This is a genomic window from Hyphomicrobiaceae bacterium (assembly GCA_041397645.1).
Lineage (GTDB): Bacteria > Pseudomonadota > Alphaproteobacteria > Rhizobiales > Hyphomicrobiaceae > Hyphomicrobium_B.
On the sequence record JAWKWE010000004.1, the window covers coordinates 730114 to 745100 of the forward strand.

The following is a 14987-nucleotide window of genomic DNA, read 5'->3' on the forward strand; positions in this document are numbered from 1 at the left end:
ATCTTCATAGCCGACAATCATGACGTAGCCGACGTACCCAACGTACGGGACTATTCCGACTCGCCTTCCGTATGGCGCAAATGATGAACCCCGTCTGGATTTGCAACTCCGATTGGTGATCAGGCGGTCGTTGCTACGAAGCTCTCCCAGATAGCGGCCGTCCGGCCCGAATATCTGGTCTCCTTGAAATCTGCCCACATGCCGACCGTCATGTGTCCACAAACTGTCTCCGTCCCGATAGCCGAAGAATTCGCCCCCCCACTTCCACAATGCCTTCATTTCCACCTCCGAAAGAGTTCCGACACCGTCGTTGACACGCGACACAGCCAGGGGCTGCGAGAGGACGGTGGACTCTCGATTTGATCAGAGTGCGGCCTCGGCCCCGTAACAGCTATCCCCCCGTCATCGCCCATCGCCACAAGACCCGGGAACGGACAGTTGGGCTTGCATGTGCCGAACTGCGGCGGTTCCATCTGGCTTCCAACGAAATGATAGATTTGGGCGCCTGGATTAGAGAGATCGAGAGGAGCGATCGCGTAGGCAAGCATCTGCAGGACCTGCAGGCTGCCGCACGAAAGCGCAAAGGCGTACACATTCTCCCGCGCGTGCAACGGATGATCCTTGGGCAATCCTTCAATGTAGTCCGGGTCGTCGAGAAAGCCCTCACGCTCCAGCTGCACGGCGCTCGGCGTGTACTGACCAAGGCATTGCAGGCACGGTCGCGTCACGGTCGCGGTATGAGCCCGCCAGTCGGCTGCTGCCAGCCTCCCGGACTTGTTTGCCCGTACACTGATCCCGCCGTCGAACACAGGGATGAGATGTGCATAGGCGATCAGATTAAGCGCATATCGCCCCCAAGGACGATCGACGCAGCAGATCAGCATGTCGCAATCCAGAGCGGCTCTGAAGCCCTCGTCTTCGTAGACCGCAAGCTGCAAGAACTCGACGTCGAACCTTCCAGCAGTGGCACGGGCTTTCAGATGCTCGGCAAGAACATCGACTTTGAAGCGACCGATGTCGGCCCGCGTCGCGTAGATGAGCCGATCCAGATTGTGTTCTTCAACCTTGTCGAAATCGAGCAGAAGCAGGTCTTCGAAGCCCATGCGGCCTAACGCGTCGGCGACAACACCACCAACACTGCCGCCACCGATGACCCCGATCCGCATGCGGGTGAGATCGGCCTGGCATTCGTCGCCCCACGCAGAAATTGTTCTTACTTGCGCCTGCATGGGCATTGGTACCGGCGCTAGCTGATCAAAGTAGTCAACCTTTATGCGCTCACCTAAAACACGGACAGTTGCGCAGAATTGCCTCGTGTAGGCGCGCGGTGCGGTCCGCTCCCAGAATCGGGCGCTCCATGCGTGGTCACCGGCAAGTGTCAGCCCTACGAGCGGACGATCAGTAGTGCCGAAGACGGCACCCGCAATGCCTTGCTCCGTTGCGACGTCATCGCGGCTCATGCCCTGCCATCCCCGTCCCATGGGATGGCTGTGAAGCAAAGCCAGACCGGCCCCCTCGACCGCGGCGGCGGCAAGAGCGCGTTCAAGGTAGACAGGCTGGAAGCTTACGTTGCCATGGACATTCCGATCGCCGGGATGGGGCAGCACCAGTTTTTGGATGATGGCAGTGCTACGGCTTCGCCCTGCGCTCGGCCGCCACAAAGCGAAGCAGAGGTCTTCTTGCCCGTCGGCGCGCAGCAGATGAGCGCGGGCTTCTTCCGCGACTTGCTCCGTCATGGCCGCACTTCGATTGGCGCGACTCATTGCGAATCCCACAAATTCCAGATGTGGCTCAGATACGCGGCAACGGAGCGTTTGCTGTTCTGCCACTCGGGGAACGGCCGCGACCAGTACTGCCACGATCCGCCGGCGGCCCTGTCGAAGGCTTTTGCCTGATTTTTATGGACGCCTCCGGTTGGGTGCGGCCCGTCCGGTTTGATGGGATGCACTTCCGGCGACACATACGGTCCTGTCGGAGCATTCATGGGGAAGTCGTTCGGCACGACCAGCCCCAACCGGTACGTCTTGTCCGCATACGGCCCGGTCTCGACCGCGTAATCGAACACGACATGGTTGTCGTGACCTTTCACCTGCGACGGCTGGAAACCAAGCTGCCGCAGGCCGTTCATGAATGCGATTACACCGGTCTGGTGCTGGGGATCCGACACTGTCATCGGTCCGGTGCAGATGACCTGGAACTTGAGGCCCTTCTTCAGCCGGATGGGCTCATCACCCTTGTCCTTGTAACTAATCCGCTCATGCTTGGTGATCTGCACGAGATAGTGGGTGGCCGGGTCTTTGCTGGTGGCCCCCCTGATGATCTCGTTTGGCGTCATGATCCGCCGCGGGGCCTCGTAGGGCTCGCCGTCGACGACAATCGTGATGGGGCCACGTGGTGGCCTGGACTTCAGGTGTTCGACGCCGGCCCTGCCAATGCGGACTTCGTCATCGTCACCAATGATCTTGTCCGGTGCATCGTCACGCTCGAGCAGAAGCTCGTCGTCTTCGTCCACGCCGGCAAGAAACTTGATGGCGCGTCCGGACAACGATTTGATGGGCCATTCGAGACTGAGGCCATTGACGTAGAATTTGTCGGTGCCACTGCCTTTGATAACGAAGACTCGTGTCGGCCTCCCGAGATCGATCAGCTCATTCGGCCGAATAGTCTCCAGCTCGAACGTCGGCAGTTGCTGAATGATGACGTATTCCTCGACCGGGTGAGCCCGGACCGCCTCGGCAATTTGGCTTCCCGTCACTTTCCGATCGTCGAACCGCACCTCGCTGAACGCGAAGCTCTCATCGGCGACGCTCACAGTGTGTCCGCGCCCGGATACGCAGGATTCCTGATCCGAATCGCTCTGATGGCTTCCGCCACCTGCACCGGAGTCTGGCTCAAATTCTATTCTCTTATCAATGTCTTGCGGCATCGTTGCCTCCTTCTCGAAGTTGGACTAGACTGTTCATGACGTCTAAATCTGGACTAAATCTGGACTAAATCTAGATTTAGACTATTATGCTTGTCAAGTCCAAATATAGACAAAAGGAGATGCTATGCGAGGAAATAGCCATGTCGCGTACCGGCCAGGGGACCTCGATCACAGGGCTGCACTTCAGGGATTTTTCAGTATGGCGGACGCCTGGGGTCTCTCGACCGAGGAGCAAATGAAGCTGCTTGGATCGCCGCCGCGATCGACGTTTTTCAAATGGAAGAAGGAAGGAGGGCAGCTGTCCAACGATACGGTCGAGCGCATTTCCCACCTGCTCAACATCTATAAGTCACTCCGCATCCTGTTCACGGAGCAAGCTAGCGCCGACGCGTGGCCGAAACGTGCGAACGACGCGCCAATGTTCGCAGGCAAGTCGGCGATCGACTACCTCATGACCACGGGGTCGCTTATCGACCTCTACAAAGTCCGCACATATCTGGATGCGCAGCGGGGTGGCTGGGATGAGTGAGTTTGCCGTGCGCAAGGTCGAGTGGAAGCGCTCCTGTCGGTTGATACCGTCGCGGTTCCCGCCGGTGGAACCGTATCAACCGATTGCGCCGAGCGCGATATGGGACGCCCTGAAAGCCATAGAGGTGATGACGAATCCGCGTCTGCGCGAGGTTTCTGCCCGCGATTATCTGCTGCCGGAGGATAGGGGCGTCGAGCAAAACTGGGTGGTCGCCCCCTTCGCCTATCCCAATCCTCACCCGTCGCGCTTCTCCGATGGGTCATTCGGGTATTGCGTGGTTGCGCAGTCCGACGAAGGCGCGCTTGCCGACTCGGTCGCCAGCCGTGAAATCTTTCTTCGCAAGACACGTGAGCCGGCTACCAAGCTTGATATGCGTATGCTGGTTACGCCACTCACCGCGTCGCTGCATGATGTAAGTGCCTTAGATGGCGCGGAACCGGGAAAGATTCGGCAGGCGGCAATCTCGCTGCGCGAGGAGAAGTCCTATGGGCTCCTGCTGCCAAGCCGGACGCGTCGTGCGGAGAGCATCGCTGTCGTTCTCAGACCGACGGCATTCACAGGTCCCGCAGTGCAGACCGATCATTACAGCTACGTTTGGGACGGCGAGCGCATCTCGCAGATCTATTGCTACACCGACGGTCGTACGATTGATCCTGACGAATTGATTAACGTGAAAAAGCGCCGAGCTGCATAGGGTTCGGCGCGGAGGAAATATTATGCAAGTGAATGGCGGCAAACTTCTATTTTCAGCTAGTGATTTGGTCACCTTCCTCGGTTGCCGACACGCAACATTTCTCGATCTGAAAGCAGCGCAGGGTGGCCCTAAAGCGCCGGAGCAGCATGACGCGCAGACCGAACTACTGCAGCAAAAGGGCCTGGAGCACGAAGCGGCATATCTGGAAAGGCTACGATCCGAGGGCCTGACGGTCGAAGCGATCTCATCCTCAGCCACGCTCGATGAGCGTGTTGGGGCTACGCGTGCCGCCATGCAGCGCGGCGTCGACGTCATCTTTCAGGGAGCTTTGCTCGGGCGGCCATGGCACGGCTATTCCGACTTTCTTCGGAAAGTCGACATCCCATCAAAGCTCGGCGCGTGGAGCTACATCGTCCTCGACACCAAGTTGTCGCGCTCGGCAAAACCAAGTCATTTGATCCAGCTTGGCGTCTATGCCTCACTCATCGAGAAAGAGCAGGGTCTGGTTCCCGCGAACGTCGGCGTGCTGCTGGGTGATGGAAACGAGGTGGTTCTTAGAACGCACGACTACACTCACTACATGCAAGCCGCCTCCGACCGGCTGGTCGCGTTCACGGAGAAGCCGCCGGGAGCCTCGTCGCCTGAACCCTGCTCGCAATGTACTTACTGCCGTTGGCAGCCCGTCTGCGATGCTGAGTGGGAGGAAGAGGGTCACTTGAGCCTTGTCGCCAACATTCGTTCAACGCAAATCCGCAACCTCCGCGACGCAGGGATTTCCAACATCGAGGCCCTTGCCGGTTATACCGGTCCAAGCGTGAAGGGCCTGCCGGATGCGATGCTGGGACGCTTAGGGAGCCAGGCCGCCCTTCAAGTCGCAAAGCGCAATGACGGACAGAACAGGCACGAAGTCCTTCCGGTCGAGCAAGGGCGAGGATTTTGCCGGATGCCCCAATCGGATCCTGGAGATCTCTTCTTCGACATGGAAGGAGATCCTCTGATCACAGGTGGGCTTGAATACCTTTTCGGGTTCATCAGCGGGCCAAGCGACAAGCCGACCTTCAAGGCCTTTTGGGCGCATAACAGAGAGGAAGAGAAGAAGGCATTCGAGGACGCGATTGATTTCATGGTTGAGCGCCTACAGGCGCACCCGGCAGCTCATATCTATCACTACGCTTCCTACGAGGCCTCTGCACTCAAGCGCCTGTCGATCTTTCATGGAACGCGCGAGGCTGAGCTTGATGACCTACTGCGGCGCAGGAAGCTGGTCGATCTCTACCGAGTAGTAGTTGAAGGAGTGCGCGTTTCGGAGCCCAGCTACTCGATCAAGAATATGGAAGTCTTCTACATGCCCAAGCGCGAGGGCGAAGTGAAGACAGCCGGTCAAAGCGTCGTGGTCTACGAGAACTGGCGCAAGCTTCAGGACCCTGCACTTCTGGCCGAAATCGAGGATTATAACCGTATTGATTGCGTCTCGACCTTGCTTCTGCGCGACTGGCTCAACACAATTCGCCCTGGAACGGCTCCCTGGTTTTCGGGTGCCGACGCGGCAGCCCAGGAGGACGAAAAGGCCGACCAACGGCAAGCAGCCGAGCAACGCACGGCCGAAATGTATGCAGCCCTGTCTGGCTGCGGAACGCCTGGCACAGCGACTCTGGCGGATCTGCTCGAATTTCATCGACGCGAGGCCAAGCCCGTGCATTGGGCAATGTTCGATCGGCAATATCGGCCAGAGGAAGATCTTATAGATGACGCCGAGTGCCTCGGCGGCTTACACGATGTCGGCCAGCCTCCTGCACCGGTCAAGCAGTCATACGTCTATACTTTTGGATTCCCCGCGCAGGACTTCAAACTGCGTGACGAGGATAGGCCCCTCCTATCCGAGACGCTCGCGCCTGCAGGTGAAGTCGTCGATATTGACGAGAAGGCCAGGCGCATTCAGTTGAAGCGCGGCAAGAAAGGCGGCGCACTTCCGGATCGATTCTCGCTGCTGCCCCCTAAACCCATCGGATCGACCGTTCTTAAGGATGCGATTTTCCGTGTGGCCGAGTCCGCAGCGCAGAACGGCGCTGCCTATCGTGCAGTTCGTGACCTGTTGGAAAAGAGCCCGCCGCGGCTATCTGGGGGAGCGGTTCTCGCTGAGCTTCAGGGCGATCCGGTAGAGCGAGCAGTCGCGGCCATCTCAGCGCTTGATCAGAGCTATCTCGTCATTCAGGGGCCGCCCGGCGCCGGCAAGACGTATACGAGTGGCCGCGCCATTGTGGCATTGCTGGAAGCCGGAAAACGCGTCGGTGTCTCCTCCAATTCACACAAGGCCATCAACAAGCTTTTGGCCGAAGTCGAGGCAGTCGCACTATCACGCGGGTTCAGCTTCCGGGGAATGAAGAAATCCTCGAAAGAGAGCCAGTTCTTCGACGGCATGATGATTGGCGACACCACCGACAACGCCGATGTTCATGGGCATCAGTTGATTGCCGGAACAGCTTGGTTGTTTTCGCGCCAGGATCTCGACGGCCAGATGGATTATCTCTTCGTCGATGAAGCAGGACAGGTATCGATCGGGAACATCGTGGCGATGGGCACGAGCGCTCGCAATCTCGTTCTGGTGGGCGACCAAATGCAGCTCGGGCAGCCGATCAAGGGGGCTCATCCAGGTGAGTCGGGCTCATCCTCCCTGGAATACGTTTTGGGGCAGTTGCCGACGGTACCGCCGCACCTCGGCATATTCTTGCCGGCCAGCCGCCGCATGCACCCCGCCGTGTGCGGATTTATTTCAGCAGCGTTCTACGACGATAGGCTCGAACCTGCTCCAGGAAATGATGTGCAACGCCTGGTGTTGGCCTCCAACCGCCATGAAGCGCTCAAACCAGCAGGCTTGTCATTTGTCGAGGTTGTGCATGAAGGATGCGCTCAACGCTCCGATGAGGAAGCTGTCGCGGTCAAAGCAATCGTTGAGAGCCTACTGCGGCAAAGGTGGATCGATCGCGATGGCATCGAAAGGCCGATGGAACTCGATGATATCCTCGTAGTCACACCCTACAACATGCAGGTTGCCAACCTCGAAGGCCTGCTTCCTGAGGGTGCCAAAGTTGGCACAGTTGACAAGTTTCAAGGCCAGGAAGCGCCTGTGGTCGTCCTGTCGATGACTACCAAGCGCAGAGGAGATGCCGCGCGAGCATGAATTTCTGTTCAGCCGGAACCGGCTCAACGTTGCGATCTCAAGGGCGCAAGGTCTGGCTATCGTTGTCGCAAGCCCGCGCCTTCTTGAGGTGCCTTGCCGCACCATCGAGCAGGTCAAGCTCGTCAACGCACTGTGCTGGGCGGAAGCCTATGCACGAGCACCTGATAGCGAACCTCAATCCGATCCCGCACGTGCTGCCTGAGCTTATGCAATAATTTGACCTTGTGACTGATCACTTCTCGATTGAAGGGCCAGATCCCTCTTGTACCGCCTCAACGACCTCGCCCTCTTCTTCCAGCTTGGAGAGCACTTCTATCAGGCCGAGCTTGCAGGTCACGAAGCTGTCGACGATCGCTGTCACCGACGCCAAATAGACCTCGCCTTGAGCAAGGCCTGTGGACACCGCGAAGACTTCCCTGGCTTCGTCGAAGGCAGCGCGTGCGGCCCCGTCTTTCATCCTGAATTTGAGAATCGGCTCTGGCGGCCAGGCATTGGGCAGACTGCAATGGACTTCGATGAACAGCTCCGGTGCTCCTGGCTCCGCGTTCATCAGCGCATCCGCCGGCCGTCCTGCACCATGTCGCTCTCTGCGATCTCGACGCCAAAATCCCGCAGCGCCGTCATGACGATGTGACGGAGCGAAACCTGCTCCTTCGCGGCGCGGATTTTGAGATCCGTCCAGACATAGTCGGGCAGCTCCAGGTTGACGGTCTTCATGCGCGAGCGCGGCGTCGCGCCATTGGCCGGCGTGGGGGCCTTGCGCTTTGCTTCAGCCCCCTCCCCTGCCCCGTTGGCTTCGGGCTTGACGAGCACGCCAACGCCTTTCGTGGCTGCGAGCTTCTCGAGCTTCTCGTCATCGACATCCACATCGAGGGACATGAAGGGTTTGCGGTCTTCTTTCATCATCATCCTGCCTGTTGGAGTTTGGTCTGGAACCCCTGCCCTGCGATGGCCTTGATCTCGGCGAGCAGCGCGCGGATCTCCAGCCCTGCGCCCTTGTCGGGCTCTAATGCCGTCGGCGGCTCTCCGGTCAGGAACATTTCGCGGTAGGCGGCGCGCTCGACGAGCGCGGTGCGGAAGAGCGGCAGCCCGTGGCGTTCAAGCTCCGCATAGGCGAAGTCGGTCACGCGCGTGCGCAAGGGAAAGATTTTGGTGAGCAGCAGCCGGTAGGGAATCGCGCGGCCCGTCGTCTCCCCCACGTCGCGGATGTCGCCAACGATGACGAGCGCCTCGCGCAGGTCGGGCTCGGAGGCCTGCGCAGGGATCACCACCAGATCGGCGCGGGCGAGCGCCTTGTAGAGCGTCACCTCGCGCGTGCCTGGCAGGTCGATGCAGATGTGATCGTAATGGCCGCTTTTCTCGTCATCGCGCAGCACGTTGGAGAATTTCTGCTGATCAACGGCCTTGACGGTGAGGCCCGGGAACGGCGCGCGTTTGGCCCATCGGTCGAGGGTGCGGTTCTGGTCGAGATCGAGGAGGAGGACGTTGGCCCCTTCCCGCGCGAGCTCGGCGGCGATGCAGGCGCAGGCGGTTGATTTGCCGACGCCGCCCTTGGAGGATGCGAATGTAATAATCATGGAACGCGAACTTTCTTCATGTACGCAAATATTGACTTTGGCAAATATGGATTTGGGTAACTGCACAGGCGGCGAGTTGCCCATATGCGTAAAAGCATGCCGGATTCGTTGCGGATGCCCAACCGTGTTTTTGCGCAAGGCCATAAATGCAAAAGTGAGAACTCGCCCAAATTCTCACTTGCCGTTTCGCGCAATGGCGCAGATAGGCAACGATACGATTGACCAACTGCGCAAGAACCCATCTCTGCACTTGGGCAAGTCACCAACCCAACACTTGCCCCTGATGGGCAAGCACCGCTTTGACCAATCGGTGATTTGTGGATTTGGGTCGTTGTGTGCTTCGCGCTCTTGCGCACGTGGGGCATAAGCATCGCCCCATGGTTTTCGGAGCCAGCCCGTCGCCAGGGCCTTCTTCAAGACGGACCGTTGCCGGCGCGGTCAAGGCCGGCCGTCCAACCGCCAGGGCAGGGCGGCCGCGTGCTTGGCCTTGACCCGCGTGGCCGGCAGGTCCGGCTAGGCCCGCATGGCGATGGCTGGCGAATATCCCGCCGGCGCGGCCCATGGTTTTTGGTGAAGCCTTGAGCAAGGTGGCGGATCAGGCGGGGAGGGGCCTTGGCCGTTTGCGCCCGCGTGAAAGTGAGAGCAGTTCCGTCTCACTTTCACTTGCCGTGTCAGAACATGCCGAGGTGTAGGGAAAGCGGCGAGTCTCTGGGCGGTGAAGCGGCTTCGTTGGACTTGCTCCGTCATACCGGTCCAGAGGATGGCCGCCATAAACGCTTCAGGATCGCGTGTCGTCTCCGACAGTCTCAACCTCCCACGCGATACTCCGGATCGTGATCAGGATGCGTCTGTGTGGGATTTCGGGCCTATCCACGAGGAAGATGCCGGCCCTCAAGGGCTGTGACCTCACGTGTCGGTCTCACGCATAGCCGAACAGCATCCTCTCCACGTGGAAGTTGTTTCACTTCTGAAGCCGGGCATATCCACTGGCTCAACGCACATCGGTTATCCGCGTGCAACGCGGATTCCGCTTAACAGGTGCGGCGCAGTGAGCGCGTATGCGCGAACGAAGGGTGAGGGGCTTCAAAATGGTTGTGGCCGCTTGGGCGGCCACGCAATCATCACCGAACGTAGTGAGGCTCTCTATCCGGCTACAAGTCGTTTCACTTTTGAGCCTGGGACCTGTGTAGAGAAGACATAATCCCGGTGAGGGGCGCACGCGTCCGTGATTCATTTAATTCAAGGATTCAAGATTCTATTTCAGAGGCGAAATCGATGCGCAATAACAGTGCGTTACAGCACTGGAAGTGAGAGATCGGGCGATCTGGGTGAGAAATTGGGCGGAGTCGGGTGAGAGATCGGGCGGCGTAAGTGAGAGGCTGGGCGACGGCGGGTGAGAGAAGGGGCGCAAGATTCTGACAAGCGGGCCTTCAAGTGAGGAATTGGGCGGAGCAAGACGATCGCCCGTCGGTATGCGTCATGCCTGCTCGAATGTCGCTGCATAGGCCTTCTCGATACGCTTTGCCTCGGCGTCCGTAAGCTTGGCGAACTCCTTTCCACGAGCGCGCTTCGAGAGACGGCCCTCGTTTTGGCGCAGCATGCGGAAGAGGAGATCGATGGTGCGATCAGGCATATCCAGTATGGCTTCCACGGCCGCGCGAAACCTATCATATCGGCGCAGATAGTCGGTCTCCTGCGGCAGATCCTCCTCGACGGTCTTGCGCACGCAGGCGTAGAGGAACTCGGCCTGCGGAGTCGCATCAAAGAAGCGGTAGAAGTCGCCGGTATCGTTCAGCACCTCGACATTGCCATCTTGTGTGGGGCGCCAACGGACGAGGGGAAGCACGCGCTCGGAATAGGCCTCAAGCGCAGTGCGATAGTCATCGATGCGCTCCAGGATGGTCGCGGAGACAGGGAAGACGACGCCTTGTGGATTGAAGCCGCGCGAGGCGAGCACGTGGTGGATCAGGTAGCGATGAATGCGGCCGTTGCCATCCTCGAAGGGATGCACGAATACGAAGCCGAAGGCGAGCACGGCTGCGGCGATCACGGGGTCGAGAGCCGGGGCCTTGTCATGGTCGAAGGCGACCATTCCCGCCACGAGGGCTGCCAAGTCCTCATGGCGGGCGCTGATGTGCTCGGGCAGGGGCGTGCGGCTGTCGCGGTCATGCTCACCCACAAAACCGCCCTCCTTGCGTAGGCCAAGGTGGACGAAACGGTCGTCGCCAATGACGATCTGTTGCAGCCGCAGCAGTTCGTTCAGATCGATCGGCCTGCGCCCCGCCTGCCCGATGGCGCGGCCCCATCTCTGAATGCGATCGAGTGGCGGGTTTTCGCCCTCGATCACGTAGCTGGCGCGCGAATCCTTGAGCAGTAGGAAGGCGGCGGTGCGGGCGAGAAGATCGGCGGGAACCGCGGCGGCCGTGGCCTTGGCGCGGGCGGGCAGGTCGAGCGCGATGAAGTCTTCGAGCGCCTTGGTCTTGAAGACGAGGGGGCAGAATTCGGGGGTGCCCGGCAGATTGTTGCGAACGCGGTGGCGCGGCGAGTCCGTGCCGTCCGCCGCGTATTGCAGGCCGGTGTCTACGGCATCGACATAGGCGACTTTGGCGAGATCCTTGAGTTTGAGCGTGCGTCCCGTGAGCCATTCGTAGAGGAACCAAATCCTGCGGGAGTAGCGTCCCGTGGGCGTTCCTTTGACAAGCGTCTCGATCGGTTGAGGCCCGGTTGTGAGGAAGAGGCGCTTCAAGACCGCGAGATCCAGGCCTTCGTATTTGAGAGCGAAGGTGAGATGCCCCTCAAGGGTCGCGGCGGGTGCGTGGCGGGGGGTGAAGAGTCGCCATCCATCGACGGTCTGAAGCTTGTGGCGTGAGCCGATGGCAGAGAGGGTGAGGGGGATCGGGGCGGCGAGCGCGTACGCATCGATCAGGGCCGCATATCCGACCGGGGTGGCCCGTTCAGGCAACCGCCGCTCGTGAAAAACCGTCACCGCTCCTGAAAATTGCTTGCCGCTGCCTGCTGCCATGAAATCCACTCTCGCCCCATGAAAATCGTTCACTTGCCCACTATGCCGTGAAAAACCGTCTCCGGCCATGAAAAACTATCGCAAAGCGTCCTCTTTCTGAAAAATCAGAGCCAGCGGGACAAAGCGGTCACGTGAAAAGTGAGAGATTGGGCGGCAACATCAACTTCCCCTAGTCGAAGGTAATGACTTCGACCGTGCCCTGGCGGCGCGCGGAGCGGCCGACGCGGCTGCGCTCGCGCTCGGATTCGGCCTGGCGGCGGCCGTCGGGATCTTTGCGCGCCCAGTGCATGATCAGTTTTTCGACCGTGTGGCCCTTCTTGACGGCCGCGATCGAGACGAAGAAGTCGGTCAGTTGATTGACTTCGCCGAGAGCCGGCTGAAGGGAGTGCTTGTTGAAATCGGCATAACGGGGAAGCTTGCCGTCCGGTACGCCCAGAAGCCCGCGCAAATCCTCGATCGAGAACTCCTCGAACTGCTTGGTAAGCCCAATGCGGCGCTCGATCATCTCGTAGAGGCGGATCGAGTATTTGGAGCGCAGCGTGTACATGATGTGCGACTTGATGGTCGCCCAGGCATTGGATTGCGAGATGATGGCGAGGAGATCGGGCGGGAAGGTGTAGGTGAAGTACCCGTCGCTCTTGTCCTCTTCCTTGTTGGTGCCCAGCAGGTGGACGCGGAATGTCGCCATCTCGCCGGTTTGCGGGTCGCGGGCGCGGATCTTCGCCCATGCGCCCATCAGGTTGTCGAAGGCTTCGTTCAGGCGGTCATTGCTCTCGTGCGAGCCGCGAAGCACGGATTTGCGGATCTTGTGCACGGGCTTCGCGCGAATCTCGTTCCAGGCGTGACCGAGCAGCTGGTTGTAGAGCACGGTCTCGGCGCGGTTGAGCGGCGTGATTTCGATGATATCGACGAGCTCGCGCGGCTTGATGATCTGGCCGGCATTGTCGGGATGCAGAGGCTGGCCGGTGACCTTGATATCGGTTGCGAGCAGGGGTCCCGTCGGGCTTGCAAGCGGGGTCTTGGAAGTATCTTCGTGCGGGTTCGTCTGTTTACGCACGAATTCACGGTGCCGATTTGAAGTGAGGGCGTCAAGAAGTGAATTCACCTGTATTGTGACTCACTTAGCGAATCGGGCTCGCCCATTTTCTCACTTTTGGACTCAGCGAATCGGGTCAAGCATCTGATTCAATTCATGCCGCCCAATCTCTCACTTCAAGACGCGGGTCACTTGCGGCGCTTCTTCTGCCTGCCCGATTTTGTCTTGGCCGGTTTTGAAGACGACTTGGCTGCGGCCTTCTTTGCCGGTGAGCGCTTGGCGGGTTTGGCTTTCGCGGGCGCAAGCTTCAGAGCGTCGGCCAGATCCTCGTGATCGAAAGCCGACTCCATGCGCGCAATCTCGGCGGCCTTCAACTTGAAAGACTTGGCCACCGCACGCCAATCGGCGACGGCCTCCGCCACTTCCCCTGCAATCGCCTTTGCATCGGCCGCATCGATCCCGAATCGGGGCGCTACATCCAGAGCCAGCTCCAGTGACGCCGATGCATCGGTTTCGTCGATGGCGAGCGCATGGATGCGGCGGCGTACATCGACCGGACAGGGGTTCATGTCGTAGGCGGGGGAGAGGGTCCAGCCGGTGCCGTCATGCAGGAAGGCATGGTTGCGCAAGTGATCGTCGGTGTTGGAGACCAGCATGTTGAAGACGATCCGCCGCCAGAGCTGGGCGATATCGGCTTCCGGCCGCGATCCCAGCTGGCGCAGGACATCGACGATTTCCAGATAGCTGCGTTGATCGCCGTGATCCTCCGCATCAAGCGCCGTCATTGCCGACATGAAGGGGATGCGCGTCTCGATATCGGCGCGGTCAAAGCGGGTCAGCAGCAGCACGGGCTTTTTCGCGATCACTTCCAGACGCCACTGCGGCACGGTCACGCCCGCACTTTCAGCAAGCTGCAAGACCACCGCTTCCCAGAGCGTCACCGGCCAGTCGTCATCTCTCTTCGGAAACTTCGCAACCAGCAGATTGCCGTTGACGTCGCGCACCGTCGCTTTGGGGCGCGCGCCGCCAAGCGACGTGCCGGGTGCCAGCACGAGCACCAGATCGTCATCGGTCTCGCGATCGCGCTCGATGCGGCCAGTGGCGGAAAGCAGCTTGGGCAGATCGATCAGGGGCGGGACCGGCCGGCCGGTCTGCGCGATGAACTCCTCGCCACCCGCATCCTTGATGCGCAGCGCTCCAAGCCGCGTGAAATCATCCACGCCGGCCAGAAAATCGATATCGAAGAGGGTGCGCGGCTGCGTCTTCGCCTTGCGCGCACGCGCACGCTCCTGGCGCAGCATCAGCTTGCGCCCCCAGGCATCGGGTGCTGCGTCTGTGAAGGCGGTCAGCAGTCCCTTGGCCGAATGATAGGGGCCGGGCGTCAGCGGCAGGGAAGGGGCGAGCGCAAACGCGCCGCGTCTTTTGATCCACGACGGATCATAGGTGAAGGAGGAGGTTTCGCGGCCCGCGCGCTCGCGCGCCCAGAGGCGGCCGACGAGAACGGGCTCGCGCGCGATATCCATGTAGATGAGAAGCTCGCGTTCCATGGCCTAGTCCCCGCGCGGCTGCCGGATGCGCTTGGGCAGACGTTCTTCTTCGAGGGCCATGCCGACGGGGTCTTGCGCAGGATCGGCGAGCGCCGCCAGCCGGTCGGTCATGTCGAGGACGAAAAGGAGAGAGGCATAGACGGCCATGGAGACGCCGGGATCGCCTTTCTCGGCGCGCGTCAGCGTGCTCGCCGAGATGAAGGCGCGTTCGGCCATGAGCTTGTGGCTGATACCGCGGCGTCTCCGGGCGACCGAGATATCACCGCCAAGCTTCTCGATGGCGCGGCGCACGCGCACGGGCAGGGTGGTTTTTGACTTCGAGCTCTTCATCGTTAGACGCTATAAATAGGTTCGGAACCGAGATACGACGTTATTTATAGCATATTACGTGCACGCCAAGCAAGGTTTCTGTCGCGCAATCCGTGCACAAGCGATCATAAACGACCACATAATCACCATATGACACTATTTATGACGT

The 14987-nt window shown here is 60.0% G+C and carries 13 protein-coding genes; 4 read left to right on the forward strand and 9 right to left on the reverse strand.

The features are described from left to right. Positions 1-275: 275 nt before the first annotated feature. Both R3D51_03395 and R3D51_03400 read right to left on the reverse strand, forming a co-directional pair. Positions 276-1736 (reverse strand): ThiF family adenylyltransferase, encoded by a 1461-nt coding sequence (locus R3D51_03395; protein MEZ5898518.1) that lies wholly within the window; start codon positions 1734-1736, stop codon positions 276-278. A 23-nt stretch (positions 1737-1759) separates the two neighbouring features. Further along, the gene (locus R3D51_03400; protein ID MEZ5898519.1) at positions 1760-2926 is read right to left on the reverse strand and encodes a multiubiquitin domain-containing protein; all 1167 of its coding nucleotides are present in this window, start codon (positions 2924-2926) and stop codon (positions 1760-1762) included. Between the two features lie 124 nt (positions 2927-3050). Between R3D51_03400 and R3D51_03405 the strand changes: the two genes are divergently transcribed. From R3D51_03405 to R3D51_03420, 4 genes are read left to right on the forward strand one after another with little or no spacing between them, the layout of a single operon-like run. Next, positions 3051-3455, forward strand: coding sequence for an MbcA/ParS/Xre antitoxin family protein (locus R3D51_03405; protein ID MEZ5898520.1), 405 nt, complete (start codon positions 3051-3053; stop codon positions 3453-3455). Next, complete coding sequence (locus tag R3D51_03410; protein MEZ5898521.1) at positions 3448-4149, forward strand: RES family NAD+ phosphorylase; 702 nt, start codon at positions 3448-3450, stop codon at positions 4147-4149. Before R3D51_03405 ends, R3D51_03410 begins: the two co-directional genes overlap by 8 nt. Before the next feature lie 22 nt (positions 4150-4171). Continuing rightward, on the forward strand, positions 4172-7327 hold the full coding sequence (locus R3D51_03415) for a TM0106 family RecB-like putative nuclease (protein MEZ5898522.1): 3156 nt from the start codon (positions 4172-4174) through the stop codon (positions 7325-7327). Then, a complete protein-coding gene (locus tag R3D51_03420) occupies positions 7311-7529 on the forward strand; it encodes a hypothetical protein (protein ID MEZ5898523.1) in 219 nt (72 codons plus the stop codon). The genes R3D51_03415 and R3D51_03420 overlap by 17 nt, the downstream gene beginning before the upstream one ends. A gap of 30 nt (positions 7530-7559) precedes the next feature. Here the strand turns inward: R3D51_03420 and R3D51_03425 are convergent, their stop codons facing one another. From R3D51_03425 to R3D51_03455, 7 genes are all read right to left on the reverse strand, one after another. Continuing rightward, positions 7560-7877, reverse strand: coding sequence for a hypothetical protein (locus R3D51_03425; GenBank protein ID MEZ5898524.1), 318 nt, complete (start codon positions 7875-7877; stop codon positions 7560-7562). Beyond that, a complete protein-coding gene (locus R3D51_03430) occupies positions 7877-8236 on the reverse strand; it encodes a hypothetical protein (protein ID MEZ5898525.1) in 360 nt (119 codons plus the stop codon). Before R3D51_03430 ends, R3D51_03425 begins: the two co-directional genes overlap by 1 nt. Next, positions 8233-8904: a ParA family protein gene (locus tag R3D51_03435; protein ID MEZ5898526.1), complete on the reverse strand. Its 672-nt coding sequence runs from the start codon at positions 8902-8904 to the stop codon at positions 8233-8235. Before R3D51_03435 ends, R3D51_03430 begins: the two co-directional genes overlap by 4 nt. A gap of 1477 nt (positions 8905-10381) precedes the next feature. Then, positions 10382-11926, reverse strand: coding sequence for a Fic family protein (locus R3D51_03440; GenBank protein ID MEZ5898527.1), 1545 nt, complete (start codon positions 11924-11926; stop codon positions 10382-10384). 169 nt (positions 11927-12095) lie between these two features. Then, positions 12096-12983 (reverse strand): replication initiation protein, encoded by an 888-nt coding sequence (locus tag R3D51_03445; protein ID MEZ5898528.1) that lies wholly within the window; start codon positions 12981-12983, stop codon positions 12096-12098. Positions 12984-13150: 167 nt separating this feature from the next. Next, on the reverse strand, positions 13151-14509 hold the full coding sequence (locus R3D51_03450) for a type II toxin-antitoxin system HipA family toxin (protein MEZ5898529.1): 1359 nt from the start codon (positions 14507-14509) through the stop codon (positions 13151-13153). 3 nt (positions 14510-14512) lie between these two features. After that, positions 14513-14839, reverse strand: coding sequence for a helix-turn-helix domain-containing protein (locus R3D51_03455; GenBank protein ID MEZ5898530.1), 327 nt, complete (start codon positions 14837-14839; stop codon positions 14513-14515). Positions 14840-14987 lie beyond the last annotated feature (148 nt).

What these genes read in the sequence shown, in the direction of transcription:
- R3D51_03395 (MEZ5898518.1), bottom strand. Translation starts at nt 1,736, where the DNA reads ATGACGGAGCAAGTCGCGGAAGAAGCCCGCGCTCATCTGCTGCGCGCC.
- R3D51_03400 (MEZ5898519.1), bottom strand. Translation starts at nt 2,926, where the DNA reads ATGCCGCAAGACATTGATAAGAGAATAGAATTTGAGCCAGACTCCGGT.
- R3D51_03405 (MEZ5898520.1), top strand. Translation starts at nt 3,051, where the DNA reads ATGCGAGGAAATAGCCATGTCGCGTACCGGCCAGGGGACCTCGATCAC.
- R3D51_03410 (MEZ5898521.1), top strand. Translation starts at nt 3,448, where the DNA reads ATGAGTGAGTTTGCCGTGCGCAAGGTCGAGTGGAAGCGCTCCTGTCGG.
- R3D51_03415 (MEZ5898522.1), top strand. Translation starts at nt 4,172, where the DNA reads ATGCAAGTGAATGGCGGCAAACTTCTATTTTCAGCTAGTGATTTGGTC.
- R3D51_03420 (MEZ5898523.1), top strand. Translation starts at nt 7,311, where the DNA reads ATGCCGCGCGAGCATGAATTTCTGTTCAGCCGGAACCGGCTCAACGTT.
- R3D51_03425 (MEZ5898524.1), bottom strand. Translation starts at nt 7,877, where the DNA reads ATGAACGCGGAGCCAGGAGCACCGGAGCTGTTCATCGAAGTCCATTGC.
- R3D51_03430 (MEZ5898525.1), bottom strand. Translation starts at nt 8,236, where the DNA reads ATGATGATGAAAGAAGACCGCAAACCCTTCATGTCCCTCGATGTGGAT.
- R3D51_03435 (MEZ5898526.1), bottom strand. Translation starts at nt 8,904, where the DNA reads ATGATTATTACATTCGCATCCTCCAAGGGCGGCGTCGGCAAATCAACC.
- R3D51_03440 (MEZ5898527.1), bottom strand. Translation starts at nt 11,926, where the DNA reads ATGGCAGCAGGCAGCGGCAAGCAATTTTCAGGAGCGGTGACGGTTTTT.
- R3D51_03450 (MEZ5898529.1), bottom strand. Translation starts at nt 14,509, where the DNA reads ATGGAACGCGAGCTTCTCATCTACATGGATATCGCGCGCGAGCCCGTT.
- R3D51_03455 (MEZ5898530.1), bottom strand. Translation starts at nt 14,839, where the DNA reads ATGAAGAGCTCGAAGTCAAAAACCACCCTGCCCGTGCGCGTGCGCCGC.